Consider the following 20,004-nt stretch of genomic DNA (forward strand, 5'->3'; position numbering starts at 1 on the left):
GCGTTCTGCGCGGCCCCCCTTGGTTAGCCGGGTAGGGCGTCGACGTGCGACGATCCATTGAATCCAGCACGAGGTGGGGGGAAGCATCCTCGCAAGACAGGTAACCCGCGCAAGACCATGCAGCACGTCAAATCCCGCTCATCCGACGTGACGGACGTCGCCTTCATTGGCACCGAGGGGCGCCCCCGCCCATCCCCGGCCGCCCGCGAGCACCTCGGCCTCGAGCACTTCGCGTTGTTCCGGGGCTATCTGGAAAGATTGCCGCTCGAGCGTCTGGCCGACCAGTACCTGGAGACCGGCCTCGATCTGCGCCGGGCCCGAACGACGCTGCGTTGGATACGTGAGCAATTGGTCACCGCCGCACGCCGCGAACGGGACTACACGGGAGCACGGGTACTCGGCATCGCACCAGAAGTGCTTATCGGCTCGCCTTTGATGTCCGGTGACGCGGCATCCGCGAGCAGCATACCCACGTTGGAAGCCTTTGCCGAAGCCTACGATCCGTATGAGTGCTTTACTCAAAAGGAGCTGCTTGCGCTCTTTCAAGAAGCCCACCCAGAGGCGCGCTCCGATCGGCGGCAAGTGCGCAATGATCGGCTTCGGGCTCGACAGTTGCGGGCCTTGGCCCGGCTGCAGCAGTTGCTGGCCGTCAAGCCGCAAGTGCATCACCATGTGCGCGGCTGGTTCCATCAGGCCATTGCCGGTCGGCTCGAGACCGTTGGCATCCTCACGCTGCTGGATTTGATTGCCTTTATCCGTACTCACGGACCGAGCTGGCATGCCCGCGTACACCGATTGGGACCGGTCGCAGCCACTCGCCTGCAGCGATGGTTAGACGCGCATGAGGGCTCGCTAGGACAGGGCGTACCTGCTCACGCCTTGGTGCCGCGCCGCGCTGCGGGGCTTGACGTGCAGCGTTTGTTACGACCGCAACTGGGCGGTATCGCGCCACTTGAATTCCTGAGCGTCCCGATGGGGTTGGACGGACAAGATGGTCACAATCGCTTGATAGGCAGCACTTGTCGGCTCATGGTCGCACACGATCTCGGCGCCGTGCAGGCCTGGCTCGCCACGCTGCACCCGATCGGCGGCAATACATGGCGCTCTTATCGCAGTCACGCCGAACGCTTTTTGAACTGGGCTTGGTTCGAGCGGGGCAAAGCACTGTCCGATGTGGACGTGCAGGATGGCGCGGCCTACCGGGAGTTTCTCGCCTCGCCCGCGCCACACTGGATTGCATCACGACACCTGCCTCGCTATAGCGCCACTTGGCGCCCCTTCGCAAGCGCACTCGCGCCGGCGAGCATCCGCCTGTCGATGACGGTGTTGCAGCGCCTCTTCAACTGGCTTATGGCGGTGCAGTATCTGCGCTACAACCCCTGGCTGCTCATCGCTAAACCGAAACCGGGGCACCGGCATCGAGGCGCCAACCGCGGTCGTAGTCTCTCCCAGGGCGATTGGGGGTTGCTCAAGGACTACCTTGACCGCCTCGACCCTGCCGATCCGATAGCGCAACGCCGACAATTCGTGCTGCGCTTTGCCTACGCCACGGGCATGCGGTTATCTGAGCTTGCCCGTGCAAGGGTAGGGGACTTGTCATGCGAGAACCTCGACGGGCTAGGTATGCGATGGCGTCTGGTTGTCACGGGCAAGGGCGAGCATACGCGGGTGGTCGAGTTGGCCAAGACTCTGGTGCAGATGCTGCAACGCTATCTTGCGCAGCGTGGTATGGGGGACGTGGTAGACCACATCGATCCGGATGTCCCGCTCATCGGCCGCTTGGGCATGGATGCGCAGCGCCATCCGCATCAGCCCCTGTCGCCCAATGGACTCGCCAATATGCTTCGCCAAACGCTCGCTGAGGCGGCAAGCGTTTATGAAACGGACAATCCCGGGGCTGCCCACCAAATCCGCCAGGCCACCCCCCACTGGTTGCGGCATACCTTTGGCACACACGCCGTAGCGCGGGGTGCTGCGCTCGACGTGGTGAAAGATCAAATGGGGCACGCGAGCCTGGCCACCACTTCACAATACTTACACCCCGAGAGGCGCAAGCGGGCCGAGGACATGGACAAGGCGTTTGGCGAACACCTGTAGCCCACATTCGCGGCTTGTTGGACGGCACAACCGCGCGCCGGACTTGACCTTGCGCGAGTTACGACCTATCGATATAGGAGGCGGATCATAACGATCCGAAAGGAGACGTATACGAGCGCCAACATGAAAATACAAACGGGCTCTGCCGTTGGCGCGACAGAACCCGTTGATTACCGCTAGCACACCCCCTGACCGGTGGGGCACTCGCTTTGAACATAGGTCGCATAGGCGGCCATGTCAAGGCAAGATTGGTGCATCCTGCTTCCGTCACTTGGGAGCGCTGCGGTACGACCTTCATGAGGCGTGCGTCTCGCCACTGAGCGTGGGAGGCTTGCCATGTCCAGCACTACCTCACATCCCGCAGCCAACGCACGCCCGGGGACTCGCATGCGCGCGGCACTGGCCGACGCGTACGACAAGCGCGGGCATCGTAAAGCCAACCTCTGCTACGTCTACAGTCCAAAATCGGATCGCGACTGGGCACTAAGTGGACAACTGGAATTGGCCCACTTTGTATTGGCGGAGTCGACACCGGACATCGTGTCAGTGAACTATGCGCCAGCGCCGCGCCAGGTATCGGCTGACACGGGCAGCCCATTAATCAGCTGGTCCGCGGAAGTGCGCCGACACGACGGGACGTGGGAGTGGCGTTGCCTGGGAGAAACTGCCGACCTGGCAAAGGAGCAAGCGCGCGTGCGACTTGCCCAAGCATGTGAGGCCGTGCACTGTCGCCTGAGTGAGCACGACTTACATGCCGATAGTGTACGTATTCACCACTGGTTGCGCATCATTCACTGGCTTGCGCTGTATCGCGGCATACCCTTGGCGCATGAATCCATGGCCGTAGGGGCACTGCTCGACGCAGGGCAGGCCACCTCGCTAAAGGATGTCGCACGGCTGGATCAAGTTGGCAGGGGTGACGCCTATATCGCCGCGGCATTTCGACTTGTTCAAAGCGGATGCCTCGTGCTCGCATTGGGCAACGAGCCGCTTTCGCTGCACACCGAACTTGTGCGCGCGGGAGTGCCGTCGTGAGCAGGCCACTGACCGCCCGGACCCTCCCATGGGAGTGGCGCAACACCGAGGACTGGCGACGCGTGGACTCAAGCCAGCTCACTGATCCTGTGCGCGAGCGCTTCGAGCGCTTGTCTGCCGGCATCGCGTCCTATGTGGAAACCGGTCACCTCACACGCGCCGCCCAGATCGCTCAGGTGTCGCGCAGTGTGTTGATTCGGCAACTCAATCGGTGCGTGACGCTCGCCGACGACGGGCGTCTGTACGGCTGGGCGGGGTTGCTTCGCGGCGTACGCACATGCGGCTATCACCGAAACAAATCACTCCCGGGTGCCGCCGACAAGCACGGACACGCGGGCGCATTCACGCAGTTTCTCTCGGAGCACCCGGAAATTCGAGACAAACTCGACGCGGTCATTCTCGGCCGACACATTACTGGGGAGGTCGCCGAAGCCAGGGTATCGGCAAAAACAGCGTGGGCGCGGCTCTGCGGCTGGTGTTTAGATGCGGGCATCGACCAGCGGAGTTACCCGTTGAACACGAAAGACCAAGGGCGCAGATCCGTGGCACGCTACATCGCTGAGCTTGTCCAGCGCTCGCCGCACGGCGCAGTCGACACCCGCTTTGGCGAGAATGCCGCTTACAAACTGCGCTTTGGTACCGCCCGTCGCTCACCGATTTGTGCGATGGCGCCCTTTGACATCGGACAGTGTGATGCGCACAAGATTGATTGCATCGGCACGCTGGAGCTTACCGGCCCGGTGGGGCCCCAGTTCGTGCCCATCGAGCGCCTATGGCTTATCGCCTATTTGGACAGCTACTCGAGGTGCATCTTGGGCTACGCTGTCGGCATTGCCACGCAGCCGTCCGCCCAAACGGTAGAAGCGGCTTTCGTTGCGGCAAACACCCCGTGGCAGCCGATGGAGGCGTCGATATTGGGCGTCAAGTATGCTCAAGGAGCAGGATTTCCCTCCGGCCTTATCCCTGAATTGGCCCAATGCAGCCCCTGTGTGCTTAAACTCGACAATGCGATGCAACACTACAGCCACGTTATCGCAGAGCATCTGCGTCGTCGGCTCGGCTGCATCATCGCGTATGGGGGACTGGCCGATTGGGGGCACAACGCGTTGCTTGAGCGCTGGTTCAAAACGTTGGAAACTCGAGGCTTCCAACGCCTGCCGTCAACCACCGGATCGCATCCGGGCGACCCCCGTGCACGTGATCCGGCGCGTACCGCGAGCCGACTGGGGATCACTTACCAGCAATTGCTCTATCTCGCGGACGTATTGTGTGCCAATTACAACGCCACTCCTCATCGGGCGCTCGGAGGGCAATCACCGCTAGATGTACTTCGTGCCTTCGCTCAACGCAAATTCGATGGCCCCTTGCTGCCCGCCTTGCCCGCACCATCGTGGAATTCACCCGCACTGGGTGTAGAAATCGTCACGCCCGTCGTACGTGGCTCGATACGGCTGGGCCGGCGACCCTATGTCGAATTTGGTGGCGCACGATACAGCAACGCCCACCTGCAAAGCGCGTGGCATCTCATCCGCAAGCGGATTGTGGTACATGTGCCGCGCGATGCCCGAAATTGCGACGCGTATCTAAGCAATGGCTTTGCGCTTGGCGAATTGACGATACTGAACGCCGGGTGGGCGCGGCATGCCCACACGCTGGAGATGCGAAGGAAGATCCAGGCCAACGGGTACTGCTATGCGCCCGACGACGATCCTATTCAGGAAGTTGCACGAGCGCTAGCCACACGTATCAAAAAACAATCACGCAAGCGTCCCACCAAGATATCTCGGGACGCGACCAAACTTGCCAATCTGACACGAGAGAGCGGTGTCACCATCGACGCGACAGCAGCGCCAAAGCGACCTGCGCGAGTGCCACACATTCGCCCGCTGACCCATCGGCTCAAACCGGTCGTATGGAAAGGGCACTAGCAGGCTGTTGAAATACCTCCCGCAGACGTCATCCGAGCGGGAGGGGTAAACGTTGAAACAAGGGATCGAACAACACTGAGAGCGAAGCGATGCGCGGAGCGGACGGCTACACCGAGACGATGTTCACGATGGCGAAGCTCGATGACTTCGTGCCGGCCAATCACCCGCTGCGACCGATTCGCCTCTGGTTGAACGACGCTCTCAAGCGCATGGATGGCGTGTTCGCGCGCATGTACGAGAGCGACGCGAAAGGCGGCAGGCCAAGCATCGCGCCCGAGAAGCTGATTCGCGCGTTGTTGCTGCAAGTGCTGTATTCGATTCGCAGCGAGCGCATGCTGATGGAGCAAATCTCTTACAACATGCTGTTTCGTTGGTTTGTCGGCTTGGCGATGGACGATGCGGTGTGGGACCACTCGACGTTCAGCAAGAACCGCGACCGACTGCTCGTGCACGATGTCATCGTGGGCTTGTTTAACGAGACGGTCGAGACGGCGCATGCACGCGGTCATCTCTCGGGCGAGCACTTCAGCGTCGACGGCACACTGATTCAGGCGTGGGCGGGCCATAAAAGCTTCGTGCGCAAGAACAAGTCCGACGACGATACGCCGCACCAGGGCGGTGCTCGCCAGCGCGAGGATTGGCACGGCGAGAAGCGCAGCAACGAGACGCATGAATCGAGCAGCGACAGTCAGGCGAAGCTGTTCCGCAAGAGTCGCAACACCGGCGCGATGCTTTGCTACATGGGGCACGTTCTCACGGACAACCGGCATGGCCTGGTGGTCAACGCGCAGGTGACGCAGGCCACCGGTACGGCCGAACGGGACGCGGCGGCCGACATGCTTGCTGATGCGGCGCGGCTTGCCGAGGTGCCGATTACTGTGGGGGCCGACAAGAATTACGACACGGCCGGGTTTGTCGCGACGTGTCGCGCCAATCGCGTGACGCCGCATGTCGCGCAAAACGACGCGCGTGCTGGCGGCTCTGCCATTGACGGGCGCACGACACGTTGGGCGGGCTACACCGTCAGTCAGCGCAAGCGCAAATGTATCGAGCAAGTGTTCGGCTGGGGCAAGACGATTGGCCGGATTCGGCAGGTCATGTGTCGCGGGCGCGAGCGAGTCGAGCAGTTGTTTCTCCTGACGCAGGCGGCCTACAACCTCACGCGCATGCGAACACTCGCGGCGAAAGCGGCATAGAGGCGAAAGTCGGCGAGGAAATGACATCGAATCGGCCCGAATTAAGGAAATCCAGCATCAAATCGACACCCCAAAAATCGGCGGGGCAGCTGTTTGGAAAGCTACCGTCGCGCCACGAGGGGGATACTTCAACAGCCTGCTAGAGGAGGGGACCATGGAAACGCCCAAATCACCGCACACCCAGGCAATAGCGCTGCCTGAGCTGCTACAACTTCGCGACGAAAAGCTGCATGCACATCCACTGATCAAAGATCAAGTGATCGCTCCGACGCCCGCGATCAAGGAGGCATTCGATATTGTGGAAGACGCCTTGATTCACTATGAGTCGGGGGTCTGCTTCATTGCCGAATCGCGGTTTGGCAAAACATTTGCCATCAACCTGATCGATACCACCGTCACTCAGCATTTCGCCAATGTTCCACGGTTGCGCGTGAACGCGAAAGAGCACGACCATCCCACCGAGCGTGCCCTGTACACCGATCTCCTGCTGGATCTGGGCCATGGTAGCGCGAACACGGGGACCGCAATCGCACGCCGCATCCGTGTGTTTTCGCTGATGCTCGCCGCCGCACAGACGAGCGCTAGCGACCGGATTCTGCTGTTTGTCGACGAAGCCCAGAACTGGAAAACGGCGGATTTCACTCACATGCGTGATTTGTCCAACGACTTGACGCGCCAGGGCATCTCCCTCGTTGTGGTGCTGTTCGGTCACCACCAGCTCAACACGCTGCGGACCGAGCTACGCACCGCAAAACGAACCGACTTAATTGGCAGGTTTCTGCTTTCGCCCTACGCGTTTCATGGCGTCCGTTCGGAACAGGACCTTCTTGCAACGCTGCAGTGCTATGACGACCCAGACATCGTTGAATTTCCGGCGCGCAGCGGGGTGTGCATCTCCTCATTTTTCCTACCGCGCGCCTACGATGCAGGCTGGCGTATCCAGAATGAAGCACGGGCATGCTGGGATGCTTTCGAGACCTTCGGCAACCACCGCACGGGTCACGACGCGGAAATCGGCATGAAATGGGTCGGAGGGGCCATTCGTGACTTCCTGTGCACCCACATGGACGAGGATGGCAGAGATTTCAGGGCATCACGAGATGCGTGGATCCAGGCGGTGCAACGCAGCGGCTTCGAGGCAACGCTCTCGCAAGATCCGACGGGCTTATGAATCGCTTGATGACCTCACTGGGCGGCGAGGCCGCACACAGCGCGCTTCGTGACGGGTTAGTCTGGGCGTCAGCCTGGTTCGTCGTAGGTGAGAGCGCTTATGCGTGTTTGGGGAAGCTTGCGATTGCGAATGCTATGGGCGCCGCGGAACTGTGCGCCAGCGTATTTGCTAGACCGCTTGCCCCCAACGACTACTCCCGGCGCCATCCACGGGACCTGCTATGGGGCGAGTGGATGACGCAACGAAAGTCTGAAGGTGCCTTGATCCAGCAAATTCGCGACGGGGTGCTTCAGCGGGAACCCGGCCGCTGGGCGAGCGGACTCGCCAGTGACGACGCACTCAGATTCTGCCCAACCTGCCTAAGCCTCGGGTTTCATCATGCGGCCTGTCAAATTGAAGCGCTGGAAAAATGCCCGATCCATGGGGATACGCTGCGCTCGACTTGTCCTCAGTGTGGTGCTCGCACGCCACGATATGCGCTGACGCATGCCACTTTTGATGCACCGTTCCGTTGCCCCTCATGCGGCAATTGGTACGGCGCCGCTTGGGGCCCAACATCAACGGGAAACGCATTATCCGACATTATTGTTGCAGAAACGGAATATGCGTCGTTGACACGCTGGCTAACGGAGCTCTCCGCGCTAAACCTCACGTGGCCAAATCAATCCAATTGGTCTTGTTCATTCTCGGACGTTGAGCGAGAGCGAAGGATATCGGTGTTTCACGCGCTCAATCACCTACGCGCGTCACGGACGCCCGTATCGCTTCTAGCGCCCTCAAGACAAATCGCCGTCGTCGGCAGTTTGCGGTCTTCTGGCCCCTTGACCTTCAGTCAGGTCCACGTCCGCGAACAACAGATGGTGTCGTTGTATCGTGCCTTTCGCCGGTGGCTGTGGAACTCCCTCGGGCTCGGTGGCGATGCATCAAATCGGAGCTACGTCACGCAATGGCTCGAAGAACATGAAGATGGCGCAATGCTCGTCTCGCCTCCTGATGATCCGCCTGAGCTCAGCGCCTATATTCTCTGGCGGCAGCGATTCGAAGAAGCACGCGACATACGCGCGCACAAGCCCCTGACGTCGTTGCGCAGTCGAATGGCTTCATGGCCGGTCGACGTTATCGCGACAATGGAAACCTGGGTCGCATACTGTGCAATGAGCTTTCTGGCTGACTACGCCGTGTGCGTGCATTGGCAAAGCCAGATCGAAACACTGGATTCGCCAGGTCCCCGCAACCCTCGCTGGATGGAACTGGTTAATGAGTTTCGTCCAAAACTCAACTCGTCGAATCCGCCGTGGCCATGTCACTTGAGCTATGCCTATCAATCGGCAACCCCCAGCACTGCGACGGCACAGGTATGGATCTTTGTTTGCGCAGGGGAGGACTATGACGCGTGGATTCATCACGCATCACAGATTCTCGTCGCTATTCCAAGCGTGGCTGCGCGTTTGTCCAGGCGGTATGAAAATGCGAGCTGCGAGACCACTTTGCGACAAGCCAGTGAGAGCGACCGTAATTCCGTGGCCGCAGCCAAGTTGGATCGCCCGCAACACCTAACGGATCTTAATCCAGGTCCGGAACTCGACGGTCGTGACGGTGCGTTTCGCGCACCGGAAGGTCCGTCGATACCGCTGCAAACCGATCTGCAAGCGATCAATAAGTGGCTAGATACCTTTCGGGATCAGCCTGCAGCGGCGACGAGTTACCGGCGCGCGCTCGAAAAAATTGTGAATTGGGCCTACGTGCAACGTGGCAAAGCAATGAGTTCCCTTGACAGCAGTGATTTCGACGCATTCGAGGCCTTTCTGCTGAACCCTACTCCACGCTCCTTGTGGATTATAGGCAACGGCTCCGGCAAAGAATGGGCACCATTTCGCGGCCCCCTCGCGCCGGCAAGTATTCGCTCGACAATGATCGCAATTCGCCTGCTTTATGATTGGTTAGGCAACATTAGCTACGCGACAAACCGCCACGAGATTCGTCAGTATCGAATCGGACGGTTAGCCGACACCAATCCGATGAATGCGAGCAGTATTATGAGAATTCGCTGCGAGCCTATAAGCGGTTCGGCAATGACCTATCTCTGGCGTGCGATTGAGAATGACGGCACGGCGGAAGGGTTGCGGCGCCAGCTTCTGATTTCACTGTGCTATTACGGTACGCTCAGCTTGCCTGAAGCTCAGGCCCTGTTGGGCGCAGACCTTTCCATTCAGCCGCACGAAACCGTCATCAAAGTTCAACGTCGAAAGCCTGGGTGTCAAATCGTGTATGTGGTGCCGCCACTAGGCGAGTTGCTAAACCACTGGATTGAACTGACGGGAATTCAAACTGCATCGGACGATTTGTGGACGATTGGAAACACGACCTCTGAACGCGCCTCAGAACCCCTCCTTGGAATGGGGCTCGCCGGAATTCAACAGATTGCGCGGCACGCGTTTCGCGATGCAGCGTCATTGGCCACCATGGCATCGGACGCTCACACAGCAGAACTACTGTTGAATGGAGGGGCTCGACGATTGGCGAACACGTTTTTGCAACAGGTAGAAGATGCCGGGGGAGACAACTGGAGGCTCTTTGGCAAGCCCTACAGTATTCCACCGTCGACACTTGCATATTTGGGGCCTCGGAACAAACTTTCACGTCAAACACTGCTCGAGGACTTATCCAGAATTGCACACCTGTGGCGCAAGCCTTAAGGTGATCTGCAATGAGAAATCTGGACCACCTGGGACGTTAGTTTTTCGGCAAACTTTACCCTTGGAAGAAGGAGGAGTTTGCTATGAAACGCAAGCGCTTTTCAGTCGAGCAGATTGTGGCGGTACTGAAGCAGGCCGAGTTGGGTATGCCGGTGGCCGATCTCATCCGTCACGTCGGTATTTCGGAGCAGACGTTTTATCGCTGGAAGAAGCAATACGCCGGTATGTAATGACCCAGCAGAACCTGCTCAGGTCAGGCGGCTAAAGCAAAAGCCTCGGCCGGGGTCATCATCTTCAGTGCCTGGTGCGGCCGTCGATGGTTGTAGAACTGAATCCAGTCGCCGATGACACGGCTGGCGTGTTGCAGCGTCTCGAAGCGATGGCGGTGTGCACATTGCTCCTTGAGCGTCCGGATGACGCGCTCGACCATGCCGTTCTGCTGTGGACAATGCGGGGTGATGAATTCCTGGCGCAGGCCGTAGCTGCGCGCCAGCGCGGTGTAACTGCGACTGGTAAAGACCAATCCGTTGTCGCTGCGTAACAGGAATGGCGCTGGCACTCGGCCCAACGTACCGAAGCGAGCAATCAGCGCTTGTTCCAGCGCACTGCCAGCCGTCGTTGCACGGCCGCTGCGTGACAGGTGCCAGCCGAGCAACTCCCGCGTGTGGCAGTCGATTACCAGCGCCAACGTCGCCCAGCCATCTCTGCCGGCCCAAATGCGGCAAAGGTCTGTGGACCACCGTTCGTTCGGCGCTGTCGCCACCGAAGGCAGCGCCTGTATGCGGGGCCGGAAGCCGATTGGGCGCTTCTTGACCTGCCAGCCTTTCAATTGAAAGACCCGCTGCACGGTGTTCTTGTTGAACCCGAGCAGGTAAGCCACCGTCCGATAACCAAATGACGGTGACTCCTCGATCAGTGCCTTGATTGGTTCGGCAAAGCGCGGTTGTACTTTGGCGGGTGCTTTCACGGATCGATAATACGCAGTGCGGCGCGGCACACCGAACCATCGGCACAGCTTGGCAATCGAGACGGTGATGCCGTCGGCTTGAAGTCCCTGGCGGATCGTCTCGATCACTTCTCGTCCTCGCCCAGCAGGGACTGCAATTTTTTTCTGGCGCGCAGCTCCAGCATCGCCTCGCCGTATGCCTCTTGCAGGTCTTTGAGTTGCCGCTCGTATTGCTCCCGAACGTCCAGCGGGTTTGCTCGCAGCGCATTTTCCATGCCCCGCTTGCCGTCTTCGACCCACGATTCGACTTCCGAGGGTGTGAGGTCAAACGAACGGCTCGCCTCAGATATCGTCGTTTTGCCTTGAATAATGTCGAGCACCAATGCGCTCTTACGCTTGGCCGTCCACCGCTTGATCTCGTCTTCCATCTTCATGCTCATGTGTTTGTCCTCGAAGGTTAACACCTGAGCAGGTTTTCAGTGGGTCATTACAGGTATGCAGTCAGATCAGGTACGTGAGCTCAAACAGTTGCAAGACGAGAACGTACGGCTCAAGAAGCTAGTGGCCGAGCTAAGCCTGGACAAGGCCATTCTGCAGGACGTTGCTTCAAAAAAGTGGCCCGGCCCGCGCTGAGGAAAGACGTGGTGGATTACGTGATAAGCCACTATGGATTGACGATGAGGCGGGCCTGTCGTTTGGTGAAGCAACCTCGCAGCACGCAGTACTACCAAAGCGTGAAAGATCCTCGGGCCGAGCTTCGTGCCCGCATGCGCGAAATTGCCTATACGCGGGTGCGCTATGGCTATCGGCGCGTGCATGTACTGCTACGGCGTGAAGGCTGGCAGTTGGGCAGGGATCAAGCATACCGGCTGTATCGCGAAGAGCAATTGCAATTACGATCGAAACTGCCCAAGCGCCGCAAGATGGTCGTCACGCGCGTGCAGAAAATCGTGCCGAGCAAACCGAATGATGCCTGGAGTATGGATTTCGTCGCCGATCAACTCGCAGATGGCTCGAAGTTTCGCACGCTGACAGTTGTCGATGTATTCACGAAAGAAGCCCTGGCCATCGAAGTTGGTCAACGGTTGAGGGGAGAGCATGTGGTGTCGGCGCTCAATAGTATCGCGGCCAGACGCGGCGCTCCTCGGCATATTTTCGTAGACAACGGCAGTGAGTTTTCCGGGCGATTGCTCGACATGTGGGCATATCACCACAAGTCGAAAATCGATTTCAGTCGCCCAGGAAAGCCCACGGACAATTGCCACATTGAGACGTTTAACGGATCATTCCGTGATGAGTGTTTGAACTTGCATTGGTTCGAGACGCTGGACGAAGCGAAAGCGACTATCGAGGCATGGCGCGGGGACTACAACGAGAGTCGGCCTCACTCAGCTCTCCAAGAGCTGGCGCCGGCCGAATTCGCCCGACAATTGGTGTTTTTACCCGGGTCGACTTGACCCGATACGCCGAAAAACTCGCTCTGGATTTGGCACAGAAAACCCAAGCGGATCAAAGGTGATTCGAACAAGTGGGAAGGACGGTTCGCAAATGCCACGGCAGGGGTGAGGGCCGCACACAATGAATTTAGAATACAGCGTACGCGTGAAGATCGGAGACGGAGATTGTGAGTCACCCAAGCCCCCTTCAAACGACGATGATCCAATCTATCCCAAAGCGTTCCACAAGAATTGACGCCGTACTCCTCGATGTTTACGGAACGGTTTGCAACGTCGGCGAAAGGAAGCGCCCGTTCTTAAAGTTAGCGAAACTGTCTCGAGATCCTCGCATGGCGATCGAAATGGCAATGACTCGACGCATGACAATTGAGGATATGGCCACGTACGTCGGCGCAAGTGCTAAAACGCTAGGGCAGGTCAAGAGAGAGTTACAGATCGAATTGGCAAGCATCAGTCTTTTTCCCGACGCCGACACAACACTGCGATGCCTTAGGGCAGGGGGTATTAAGATCGGACTTCTATCAAATCTGGCTAGCCCATACGCCAAACCGGCGCTCGACTGTTTGCCTATCAGACCAACGGCCTGCATCTGGTCATTTGAATCGGGGCTGCTCAAACCAGATTCCCGAATGTTTGAACTGGCATGCGAAGAACTTGCGGTCGATGTCAGGCACACTGTAATGGTCGGTGATTCCCGCGCCGGTGATTACGTGGGTGCGAACTCTGTGGGTATGCGATCGGTTCTCCTTGACCGATCGGGCGCAAGGCACCTCGGGATCGATAGCATGAGCTCGTTAGATCTGCTACTGCCAATCATTAACATCACAGGTACGCTGTAGGGTAGCGCCAGAGTATCCAGGATTCCACCGGAGTCTTCTCAAGCCGCGCAGGACACAATTTCGCTACGATTCTGCGAGTCTCCATTTCCGCGACAGAAAATTGCTACGAATCTGCAAATCGGGTGAAGTTGCACATTTGCGTCCAAAAAATGGGGTTTGTTAACCTAAATTGTGTCCGCTGACTCTTGATTATTGCTGTCCACAAACGGGTTTCGCTAGCCCACTTTGTGTTCGCTAATTTTCGTAATTTAACATAATGTACATTATGCGAGTAAAACGCTACCCAAGAGATTCAAACTCCCGGGCGAAAATCCGGGTTTTTTTATCCCCAAAAACAACAATGAACTATCCGAACCTGCGCTACGGGAATCCGGAGTCGCTCCGGCACTGGATGCTCCACTTTGGCGGCATTACGGGCACCGCCCGCTACCTGAAGCGAACCACGCGCACGCTATCCAACTGGCTCAATTACCGCGAACGCCTGCCGTGGTGGGTGCCCGAAATCCTGCGCCTCAAGGCGTTCGAGCACGCCGATCGCATGCGCCAAATGGGCGTCACCCGCACCATGCGGCCCGCCGTCGGTTTCATCATCATGGCCGCGCAGCACGCCGCCAACGATGACCTGTTCACGCCCATCATCCAACTTGGCCTATTCCTGGCCGAGGCATAGCAAAAAGGCCGGTTTCCCGGCCTTTTTTCACTTGCGCTTCTTGAATCGGCCCTTGCTGTCTCGCTTGGGCGTGCGGTGCGGTTTGTGTTTGCGCGTTGCCATGTCAGTCTCCAATGCTAAGTTTCGTCTCGATGCGCACCAGGCGTTTCTCGATGCGCACCACGTACCCCAAAATACCGATCGGCAGCCCAATCAGGTTGACCAGACTTGCCGCCACAGGCAGCCATTGCGCCATGTCCATCACTGGCCCGGTTTCTGTTCCGGCAGCAGCACGGCCGCTGCGCCCGCGAGCGCGACGCCCGCTTGCGCTACCGCCTGCGCCGTGCCGGTCGGCACACCGAACATCGCCGCCAGCGCGGCCAGTCCCGCCCAGGTGGACGGCTCCCGAAGTCGTTGCAAAAAGTACATGGTCATTCCCCCGTTGTTGAGTGAAACATCACAGCCCCCAGTACGGGGACACGTTCAAATTGGGCGCCAGATCAGTGACCGTTTGCCCGCCTGCCGCCCCGTAACTGTTCGCCCCGTTGGCAATCGCCTGCGGGGCCACGTTGAACACAAACTGATCAATCGTGTTTGCCAGCGCGTCCGGCGTGGCAATCGCCGCCGGTAAGTGTTGCGTTACCCAGTCATCCGCCGAATACACCGGCCCTAGCACCGTCTGTCCCGCCGCGCGTGTGGTATCGACCGCCGCGTTAAAGGCCGTGCTCGCCAGCGCACTCCCAGCCGTCGCCGCCTTCTTGCCGACGTACAGCACCGCCGCCACCGCCACCCCGGCTACGATCAGCTTAAATTTGAGATCGTCGGAGAGCGCCATATCAGCCGTAATTCGCGGGGTTGTCGAAGCCCGACAACAGGTCTTGGCTCGGGTTCAGTTGGTCGGGCAGCGTGAATTGCGAGTTCGGCATTACGCTCCACTGGCCCCAGTTGTAGGGCGCCACCCAGCCCGCTCCTGCCGCCGTGTCCGCGCTGATTTGCCCGTCGACCGCCGCCGTGGCGTTATCCACCGCCTGGATGGTGTTGAAACTGAATCCGCCCGTCGATCCGTTGCCGTAATTTCCTGTGGCCGTCACGTCCGGCGAACCCGTACCGAGAATGCTTCGGAGTACGGAGGTCGTGCCATTCCACATCGCCGCCGCCGGGTTGCTCGATTGCACCGCCGCCGGTCGCGTCGCGGTGCCCGTTGTCGGCGCCGCCGTGGCGCGCTTGGTCATCAACAGTGCCACCAGCCCCACGGCCGCGAGCATCAGCAGATCGCCGCCGCCACCACCGCCGCCCATTGCCTTAGCCATAGACCACCCCGCCCGCGTTCTCATAGACCGATTGCAGGCTCGCCAGCGTGCGCTCCGGCTGGCCGTAGCCCGCCCCCGGCAGGCTCGCCCAGATGTGTCGGCACTTCTGCACCGCCACGCTAAATTGCCCCGCATCCACGTTGGCAAGCGCGCCCGCCTCGCGGATCAACTCGATAGCCGCCGCGTCCTGATTGGCGGGCGAGAAGTCCGACAGTCCGAGCTTGGACGCCAGCGCGTCCCAGGTGCGCGCCAAGAACTGATACGCACCGGCCGCGCTCGACGTGAGCGGTTTGCCGCCGACCGTGAGCGTGATGTACTGGCGCGGATGGTCGGCATACGAGTCGAACGTGCCGCCGCCGAACAGCGTGTTATAGGTCGCGCCCTCGCTATAGCGAATCATCGCCAGAAAGGCCGCGCGGTTGGTTTGTGCCATGTCGCCCCCGTTGTCCGTTGGCGCGGCGTCCATGATGTTGGCCGCGTCCAAAAAATAGTTCTGTGCCACGTCGATGGCATCCGGCTCGACGGCGCCCGGTTCGTTGATGCGCTGTTGCTCGCGCACCCACCAGTAAGCGCCCATCATCAGCACGACGCCCGCCGCGAACGTGGCCCGGTTCATCAGCTCACACTTTCCTGAATCTCGCCATTGAAAACGGTTGCCTGCCCCGCTTGCGAGCACCAGGTGAAGAACCCCCATCCGGGCGGCAAAACGATCGGTTGCGTTTCCGGGTATCGCTGGCTGACTGCCATCGTCAGCAGCGCCGTATCGGGCGGTGCCGCAGCCAGTGACGCGATCCACATCGTGCATTTGCCCGCCGCGCCGCCCGCGAGCTTGTTTTGCACGTTCGGCGTGCCGTAGGCCGTCAGGCCCGCCGTGTTGTTGCGGAAGAACCCCGTGAACGTTGCCGCCGCAGGCCCCACCGAACTGATCCCCGAGATATAGGCGTTGATGCCGCTACCCGCCGGATTGAAAACCCCCATCAGCCCATATTGGCCCGCTGCCGCCTGTACACCGACGTTCGCCACGAACTCGATTCCGCTTTGCGTGAGGCTGCGCGAGTTGTCGATTACGCTCACGTTGCCCGACACGCCCACCGTGCCCAGCACCGTGACACTGCCGAACATGCGCGAGTTGCGAAAGCCCTTGTCGGAGAGCAGCACCGTGCCCGTGATGGCGCCCGCGCTCGTGTTGACGATGAGCCAGCGCTTTACCGTGTTGGCGACTTCCAGTCCTTGCCCCAACTGGATCGCCGCCCCGCCCTGCTGCATGTCCGGGATGACCTTGATCGATCCGTTTGGATCGGAGCAGACGAGGAAATCGATGATCTTGGCCTCGGCCTCGATAATCTGCATCGAGCCGTTCGCGCCTGGCGCCGCGAGATTAATGTCGTAGGTCTGCATTACAGTTTTGCCCCCATGCTCTTGACCGCCACAATGCCCGCGATGACGAGGCCGCCCGCCACCAGGAACTTTTGGCCGTTGCTGATTTCTTGTGCCGTCGAATACGCCCCGGCCACGGCTTGCGTGGCGGTGGCGTTGGCCGTCTGCGCGGTTTGCACCGTGCTGCGCGCCAAGTCGAGCAGGCCGCCGAATCCTTGCAACAAGGCCGACGAATTCGTTTTGAGCAGATCGGCGTTGGTGTTGATCGCGTCGCTTGCGAGGCCCACCGCACTCGTCATGTCGGCGTGCGCCGTCGAGTTGGCCGACGTGGCGAAGTCGAACGCTTTGGCGATCGAGCCTGCGTCCGTGATGCTCGCAGACACGGCATTTCCGTCGCCGGAAATGCTCAGGCCGTGATCGTTGACCGTGCGCCGGTCAATGTTGTTCGTTGTCGTGCTCGGGTTACTTTGAGAACTCGATTCACTCATAGTTTTTTCCTCATCGTCACCGAAGTGGCGCGATAGCCCGCACGTGACAGTTTGCGAATCAAGCCCGGTCGCCGCGTCTCGATGCGCAGCGAGGCGCACCCCTCACACTGCCGCTCGATCAGCGGCAGCACATGCGACACCAGATCGAAGCCCGCGCGCCCGTGTGCGAGTCTCACCGTGGCGATGACGCCGCCCGCCTCTTGCGTGAAGCCCAGCACGTACCATGCGACCGGCTCGCCGTCCTCATGCACGCGAAAGAAGCACCCGCCGCGCACCACGTCTGACTCTGCCGTCACGCCGTCGCTCGTCGTTGTCTTGTCGCGCGTTCTGCCCGAAAATATCGCCGACACCTCGTCCAATACCTCGGGCGTGATGTCTTCCGCGCGACACTCGATTACGCGTGCTTTTTCCATGCCGCCACCAGAAACACCAGACCCACGAGCACCACGGGGTTTGTCAGGATCGATTGCGCCGCGCTCGTGACGGTCGGTAGCGCCCTGGCGTCACTGCCGCCCGTTGCTACCGTCCATCCGCTCGAATCCATCCACGAGTTGACAGTCTGGCTCGATCCCGAGACGGTCGGCCCTGCCGGTTGCAGGGCTTGGCCCAACACCTGCGACGCGCCCATGATCCCGGCCGTGTAGGGGTTGCTGTACATCGCCGCCCCGGCCGCTCCCATGCCCATCATTGGACTCATCGCCATATCGCCCCCTATGCCTTGTGCTCGGCCATCAGGAACAAGGCGCCGACCGCGAGCAGCACCAGCAGGCCACGGCTAGACGACGCCGCGACCGGCCCGTTGGTACCCAACAGCACCGATTGCGGTTGCGTGAGTACCATGGTGTTGCTCGGTTGCAGGGCGTTGATGCTCGCCACGTCGATGGCGCGCATCAGACCGTAGGTCAGCACGTCACCGACGCGCTGACCTACAAGGTCGGTGCCCTGCTGTGTCACCGGGTCGCTGTAGTAGCTCGCGGGCTGGGTGTTGGTCGTGTCATCCACCCATACCTGATTGCCGTTGGAGTCGAGAACGTAACTCATGCCGCCTCCCTGCCGTTAGGCGTTATACGGCAGGTCGAGCATTTCGACGTAGCAGTTGAGCGTATCGCCGGCCGTCAGGTACGAGTTGAATTCCAGGGACTTTGCGTCCTTGGTAATCAACATCGCACTCTGGTTGTTGTCGACGATGAAGTCCACCGCGAAGTGGCCCGCCTGGGGCACCTTGCGATATTCGTTTTGCACGAAGCGGCGAATGTGGTCTGTCATGTCCTTGACCACGATGCCGTTTTTCTTGACCTCGACGCGGTTCACGTTGCCGTCGCCGTTGCCCGCCCACGAGGCGCCCGCATAGAAGATGTGCATGCGCTTGATGAGCGCACCCTGTGGGTTGATGTTGATCGGGAACTTGCCCGCGACCGTGGTCGACGTCGGGTAGTAGAGCAGCTTGTGAATCAGCGCCCCAACTTGCCCCTGGGGGGCCGTGAGGAACATGAATCCCGTGAGCGTCGGGGCCGTGGCGCCCGTGATGGTGACCTCGACCGAAATCGAATCCGGCAGCACCGACATATCGTAGCCGCCAAGCTCCTTGCCACTGATCGACGGCGCGTCGCGCTCCGTGAAGTCGATGGTGAGCTGGTTCGCTGCGTCGTAGATGCCCTTGTACTTGTTGATCGTGTCGAGATAGGCTCCCGTCACGTTGTACACCGTGCGCACGCCGATCTTGACCTTGATGTCGGTAATCATGGCCTTGGTGAAGGCTGTGCCACCCAGGTCGAGCACCATGCGCGTCAAGGCGTTGTTGTACTTCGGGATGCGCACCGTCGCCACGCCGTTCGCGTTGACGTTGTTGAACGGGGGCATTTGTTGAATGATCGCCATGTCTTGGGCCTCAGTTCGTGGTGGCGCCGCCGTACAGCGACAGCGCGACGAGTTGATTGGTCACGGGCAGTTGCCGCGCGATGAAGATGACCACGAGCACCATGGCCGTAGTCTTGACTGCCGACTTGATGTCGCTCATGTCGTATCTTCTCCGCTTAACTGAGCAGCGCCTGGACGCTGGCCGGGACGTACTTCTTCGCCTTGTTGATCGCAATCATGGCCACGGCCGTGATCGCCACCGTTTTGAGAATTTCCTTGAGATGCATGTCTAGCCTCGCTCGACGTGTGAAATGTAGGAATGCAAGGCGAAAGCTAGACAAAAAAAATCGGCCCCGAAAGGCCGCTCCGTTACGTTACGTACGGGGGTTAAAACGTCAGTTTTCCGCGCCTCACTTCGCCGGATTTCTGGTTTCTCTCCAAAAACTCGAAAACGCCCGCGTCCTCGTCGGCCTTCAGGCTGTTCACCTCGTCATACGAAACGTTCAATTCTCGCGCCATTTTCTTTCTGTCCTCATCGTAGGACAGGCGGCAGCAGTGAATCATGGTGCTGTTGCCGATGAAATCCTTATCGATGTTCGCCGGTCGCTGCGCCGCGCCGAACAGCGTGAGCGCCTTGTGCCGCCCCTTGCGCGATAGCATCGACCAGCCATCCGGCGCGCGGCTCGGCTCGGTCACGTCGCCCAGTTCATCGACCACGACGCACAGGTCGCCAATGTCGAACGCATAGCCGCAAAACCAATCGAATTTTGCCGCCCATTGGCTTATGTGCTTGCCCGGTTGATAGACGATACGGAACCCGCCCGCGTCCTTCCCGGCCTTGACCGCCGCCACGACCTCACGCTGATCGGTAAGCACGCGCCCGAACGCGCCCCATTCGCCGTTTGGATCCCATATCATCAGCCGTTGCGGGTTGCCCGCGCGCAATTGCTGTTTGATC

23 protein-coding genes and 2 pseudogenes are annotated in these 20,004 nt (G+C 59.8%); 10 read left to right on the top strand and 15 right to left on the bottom strand.

Translation table 11 applies throughout. The features are described 5' to 3' along the window. Positions 1 to 117 precede the first annotated feature (117 nt). The 7 genes and pseudogenes from OYT13_RS11340 to OYT13_RS11370 all read left to right on the top strand — a co-directional run. A complete protein-coding gene (locus OYT13_RS11340; protein ID WP_268567746.1) occupies positions 118 to 2,097 on the top strand; it encodes a tyrosine-type recombinase/integrase in 1,980 nt (659 codons plus the stop codon). Between the two features lie 387 nt (positions 2,098 to 2,484). Then, complete coding sequence (locus OYT13_RS11345; protein ID WP_268567747.1) at positions 2,485 to 3,132, top strand: hypothetical protein; 648 nt, start codon at positions 2,485 to 2,487, stop codon at positions 3,130 to 3,132. Then, the gene (locus OYT13_RS11350) at positions 3,129 to 5,060 is read left to right on the top strand and encodes a hypothetical protein (RefSeq protein WP_268567748.1); all 1,932 of its coding nucleotides are present in this window, start codon (positions 3,129 to 3,131) and stop codon (positions 5,058 to 5,060) included. Before OYT13_RS11345 ends, OYT13_RS11350 begins: the two co-directional genes overlap by 4 nt. A gap of 89 nt (positions 5,061 to 5,149) precedes the next feature. After that, positions 5,150 to 6,256 (top strand): IS5 family transposase, encoded by a 1,107-nt coding sequence (locus tag OYT13_RS11355; RefSeq protein ID WP_268567749.1) that lies wholly within the window; start codon positions 5,150 to 5,152, stop codon positions 6,254 to 6,256. Positions 6,257 to 6,410: 154 nt separating this feature from the next. Continuing rightward, positions 6,411 to 7,427: an ATP-binding protein gene (locus OYT13_RS11360; protein WP_268567750.1), complete on the top strand. Its 1,017-nt coding sequence runs from the start codon at positions 6,411 to 6,413 to the stop codon at positions 7,425 to 7,427. After that, positions 7,424 to 10,123 carry a hypothetical protein gene (locus tag OYT13_RS11365; RefSeq protein WP_268567751.1) on the top strand — a complete coding sequence of 900 codons (2,700 nt, stop codon included), beginning with the start codon at positions 7,424 to 7,426 and terminating at the stop codon, positions 10,121 to 10,123. Before OYT13_RS11360 ends, OYT13_RS11365 begins: the two co-directional genes overlap by 4 nt. An 83-nt stretch (positions 10,124 to 10,206) precedes the next feature. Next, positions 10,207 to 10,350, top strand: a pseudogene (locus OYT13_RS11370) (transposase); the annotation flags it as partial. Positions 10,351 to 10,376: 26 nt separating this feature from the next. Here the strand turns inward: OYT13_RS11370 and OYT13_RS11375 are convergent. Then, a complete protein-coding gene (locus OYT13_RS11375; protein WP_268567752.1) occupies positions 10,377 to 11,198 on the bottom strand; it encodes an IS3 family transposase in 822 nt (273 codons plus the stop codon). Continuing rightward, entirely contained in the window at positions 11,195 to 11,509 is a 315-nt protein-coding gene (locus OYT13_RS11380) for a DUF1153 domain-containing protein (RefSeq protein WP_268567753.1), read from the bottom strand. The genes OYT13_RS11375 and OYT13_RS11380 overlap by 4 nt, the downstream gene beginning before the upstream one ends. 52 nt (positions 11,510 to 11,561) lie before the next feature. Between OYT13_RS11380 and OYT13_RS11385 the strand changes: the two are divergent. From OYT13_RS11385 to OYT13_RS11390, 3 genes and pseudogenes are all read left to right on the top strand, one after another. Continuing rightward, a pseudogene (locus OYT13_RS11385) lies at positions 11,562 to 12,526 on the top strand (IS3 family transposase); the annotation flags it as partial. 197 nt (positions 12,527 to 12,723) lie between these two features. Then, positions 12,724 to 13,365: an HAD family hydrolase gene (locus tag OYT13_RS25265; RefSeq protein ID WP_442796474.1), complete on the top strand. Its 642-nt coding sequence runs from the start codon at positions 12,724 to 12,726 to the stop codon at positions 13,363 to 13,365. 340 nt (positions 13,366 to 13,705) lie between these two features. Continuing rightward, positions 13,706 to 14,035, top strand: coding sequence for a hypothetical protein (locus OYT13_RS11390; protein WP_268567754.1), 330 nt, complete (start codon positions 13,706 to 13,708; stop codon positions 14,033 to 14,035). A gap of 103 nt (positions 14,036 to 14,138) precedes the next feature. Here OYT13_RS11390 and OYT13_RS11395 read toward each other — a convergent pair whose 3' ends face one another. The 13 genes from OYT13_RS11395 to OYT13_RS11455 all read right to left on the bottom strand — a co-directional run bounded on the left by OYT13_RS11395 (position 14,139) and on the right by OYT13_RS11455 (position 19,991). After that, on the bottom strand, positions 14,139 to 14,270 hold the full coding sequence (locus OYT13_RS11395; protein ID WP_268567755.1) for a hypothetical protein: 132 nt from the start codon (positions 14,268 to 14,270) through the stop codon (positions 14,139 to 14,141). Between the two features lie 5 nt (positions 14,271 to 14,275). Further along, positions 14,276 to 14,443, bottom strand: coding sequence for a hypothetical protein (locus OYT13_RS11400; protein ID WP_268567756.1), 168 nt, complete (start codon positions 14,441 to 14,443; stop codon positions 14,276 to 14,278). Positions 14,444 to 14,471: 28 nt separating this feature from the next. Next, positions 14,472 to 14,849 carry a hypothetical protein gene (locus OYT13_RS11405; protein WP_268567757.1) on the bottom strand — a complete coding sequence of 126 codons (378 nt, stop codon included), beginning with the start codon at positions 14,847 to 14,849 and terminating at the stop codon, positions 14,472 to 14,474. Position 14,850: 1 nt separating this feature from the next. After that, positions 14,851 to 15,324 carry a hypothetical protein gene (locus OYT13_RS11410; protein WP_268567758.1) on the bottom strand — a complete coding sequence of 158 codons (474 nt, stop codon included), beginning with the start codon at positions 15,322 to 15,324 and terminating at the stop codon, positions 14,851 to 14,853. Continuing rightward, the gene (locus tag OYT13_RS11415; protein WP_327198125.1) at positions 15,317 to 15,940 is read right to left on the bottom strand and encodes a glycoside hydrolase family 24 protein; all 624 of its coding nucleotides are present in this window, start codon (positions 15,938 to 15,940) and stop codon (positions 15,317 to 15,319) included. The genes OYT13_RS11410 and OYT13_RS11415 overlap by 8 nt, the downstream gene beginning before the upstream one ends. After that, a complete protein-coding gene (locus OYT13_RS11420; protein WP_268567759.1) occupies positions 15,940 to 16,722 on the bottom strand; it encodes a hypothetical protein in 783 nt (260 codons plus the stop codon). Before OYT13_RS11420 ends, OYT13_RS11415 begins: the two co-directional genes overlap by 1 nt. After that, positions 16,722 to 17,189 (bottom strand): hypothetical protein, encoded by a 468-nt coding sequence (locus OYT13_RS11425; protein WP_268567760.1) that lies wholly within the window; start codon positions 17,187 to 17,189, stop codon positions 16,722 to 16,724. The genes OYT13_RS11420 and OYT13_RS11425 overlap by 1 nt, the downstream gene beginning before the upstream one ends. After that, positions 17,186 to 17,602, bottom strand: coding sequence for a hypothetical protein (locus OYT13_RS11430; RefSeq protein ID WP_268567761.1), 417 nt, complete (start codon positions 17,600 to 17,602; stop codon positions 17,186 to 17,188). The genes OYT13_RS11425 and OYT13_RS11430 overlap by 4 nt, the downstream gene beginning before the upstream one ends. Continuing rightward, positions 17,584 to 17,886, bottom strand: coding sequence for a hypothetical protein (locus OYT13_RS11435; protein WP_268567762.1), 303 nt, complete (start codon positions 17,884 to 17,886; stop codon positions 17,584 to 17,586). Before OYT13_RS11435 ends, OYT13_RS11430 begins: the two co-directional genes overlap by 19 nt. A gap of 14 nt (positions 17,887 to 17,900) precedes the next feature. Beyond that, entirely contained in the window at positions 17,901 to 18,230 is a 330-nt protein-coding gene (locus OYT13_RS11440) for a hypothetical protein (protein ID WP_268567763.1), read from the bottom strand. A gap of 15 nt (positions 18,231 to 18,245) precedes the next feature. Next, positions 18,246 to 19,067: a major capsid protein P2 gene (locus tag OYT13_RS11445; RefSeq protein ID WP_268567764.1), complete on the bottom strand. Its 822-nt coding sequence runs from the start codon at positions 19,065 to 19,067 to the stop codon at positions 18,246 to 18,248. 10 nt (positions 19,068 to 19,077) lie between these two features. Next, a complete protein-coding gene (locus tag OYT13_RS11450; RefSeq protein WP_268567765.1) occupies positions 19,078 to 19,206 on the bottom strand; it encodes a hypothetical protein in 129 nt (42 codons plus the stop codon). Positions 19,207 to 19,433: 227 nt separating this feature from the next. After that, complete coding sequence (locus OYT13_RS11455; RefSeq protein WP_268567766.1) at positions 19,434 to 19,991, bottom strand: hypothetical protein; 558 nt, start codon at positions 19,989 to 19,991, stop codon at positions 19,434 to 19,436. Positions 19,992 to 20,004: the final 13 nt, after the last annotated feature.

Source organism: Pandoraea sp. XJJ-1, assembly GCF_026802345.1.
GTDB lineage: Bacteria > Pseudomonadota > Gammaproteobacteria > Burkholderiales > Burkholderiaceae > Pandoraea > Pandoraea cepalis.

Coding starts and splice junctions, on each gene's coding strand:
- OYT13_RS11340 (WP_268567746.1), top strand. CDS start 118: ATGCAGCACGTCAAATCCCGCTCATCCGACGTGACGGACGTCGCCTTC.
- OYT13_RS11345 (WP_268567747.1), top strand. CDS start 2,485: ATGCGCGCGGCACTGGCCGACGCGTACGACAAGCGCGGGCATCGTAAA.
- OYT13_RS11355 (WP_268567749.1), top strand. CDS start 5,150: ATGCGCGGAGCGGACGGCTACACCGAGACGATGTTCACGATGGCGAAG.
- OYT13_RS11360 (WP_268567750.1), top strand. CDS start 6,411: ATGGAAACGCCCAAATCACCGCACACCCAGGCAATAGCGCTGCCTGAG.
- OYT13_RS11365 (WP_268567751.1), top strand. CDS start 7,424: ATGAATCGCTTGATGACCTCACTGGGCGGCGAGGCCGCACACAGCGCG.
- OYT13_RS11380 (WP_268567753.1), bottom strand. CDS start 11,509: ATGAGCATGAAGATGGAAGACGAGATCAAGCGGTGGACGGCCAAGCGT.
- OYT13_RS25265 (WP_442796474.1), top strand. CDS start 12,724: ATGATCCAATCTATCCCAAAGCGTTCCACAAGAATTGACGCCGTACTC.
- OYT13_RS11390 (WP_268567754.1), top strand. CDS start 13,706: ATGAACTATCCGAACCTGCGCTACGGGAATCCGGAGTCGCTCCGGCAC.
- OYT13_RS11395 (WP_268567755.1), bottom strand. CDS start 14,270: ATGGCGCAATGGCTGCCTGTGGCGGCAAGTCTGGTCAACCTGATTGGG.
- OYT13_RS11400 (WP_268567756.1), bottom strand. CDS start 14,443: ATGTACTTTTTGCAACGACTTCGGGAGCCGTCCACCTGGGCGGGACTG.
- OYT13_RS11405 (WP_268567757.1), bottom strand. CDS start 14,849: ATGGCGCTCTCCGACGATCTCAAATTTAAGCTGATCGTAGCCGGGGTG.
- OYT13_RS11410 (WP_268567758.1), bottom strand. CDS start 15,324: ATGGCTAAGGCAATGGGCGGCGGTGGTGGCGGCGGCGATCTGCTGATG.
- OYT13_RS11415 (WP_327198125.1), bottom strand. CDS start 15,940: ATGAACCGGGCCACGTTCGCGGCGGGCGTCGTGCTGATGATGGGCGCT.
- OYT13_RS11420 (WP_268567759.1), bottom strand. CDS start 16,722: ATGCAGACCTACGACATTAATCTCGCGGCGCCAGGCGCGAACGGCTCG.
- OYT13_RS11425 (WP_268567760.1), bottom strand. CDS start 17,189: ATGAGTGAATCGAGTTCTCAAAGTAACCCGAGCACGACAACGAACAAC.
- OYT13_RS11430 (WP_268567761.1), bottom strand. CDS start 17,602: ATGGAAAAAGCACGCGTAATCGAGTGTCGCGCGGAAGACATCACGCCC.
- OYT13_RS11435 (WP_268567762.1), bottom strand. CDS start 17,886: ATGAGTCCAATGATGGGCATGGGAGCGGCCGGGGCGGCGATGTACAGC.
- OYT13_RS11440 (WP_268567763.1), bottom strand. CDS start 18,230: ATGAGTTACGTTCTCGACTCCAACGGCAATCAGGTATGGGTGGATGAC.
- OYT13_RS11445 (WP_268567764.1), bottom strand. CDS start 19,067: ATGGCGATCATTCAACAAATGCCCCCGTTCAACAACGTCAACGCGAAC.
- OYT13_RS11450 (WP_268567765.1), bottom strand. CDS start 19,206: ATGAGCGACATCAAGTCGGCAGTCAAGACTACGGCCATGGTGCTCGTG.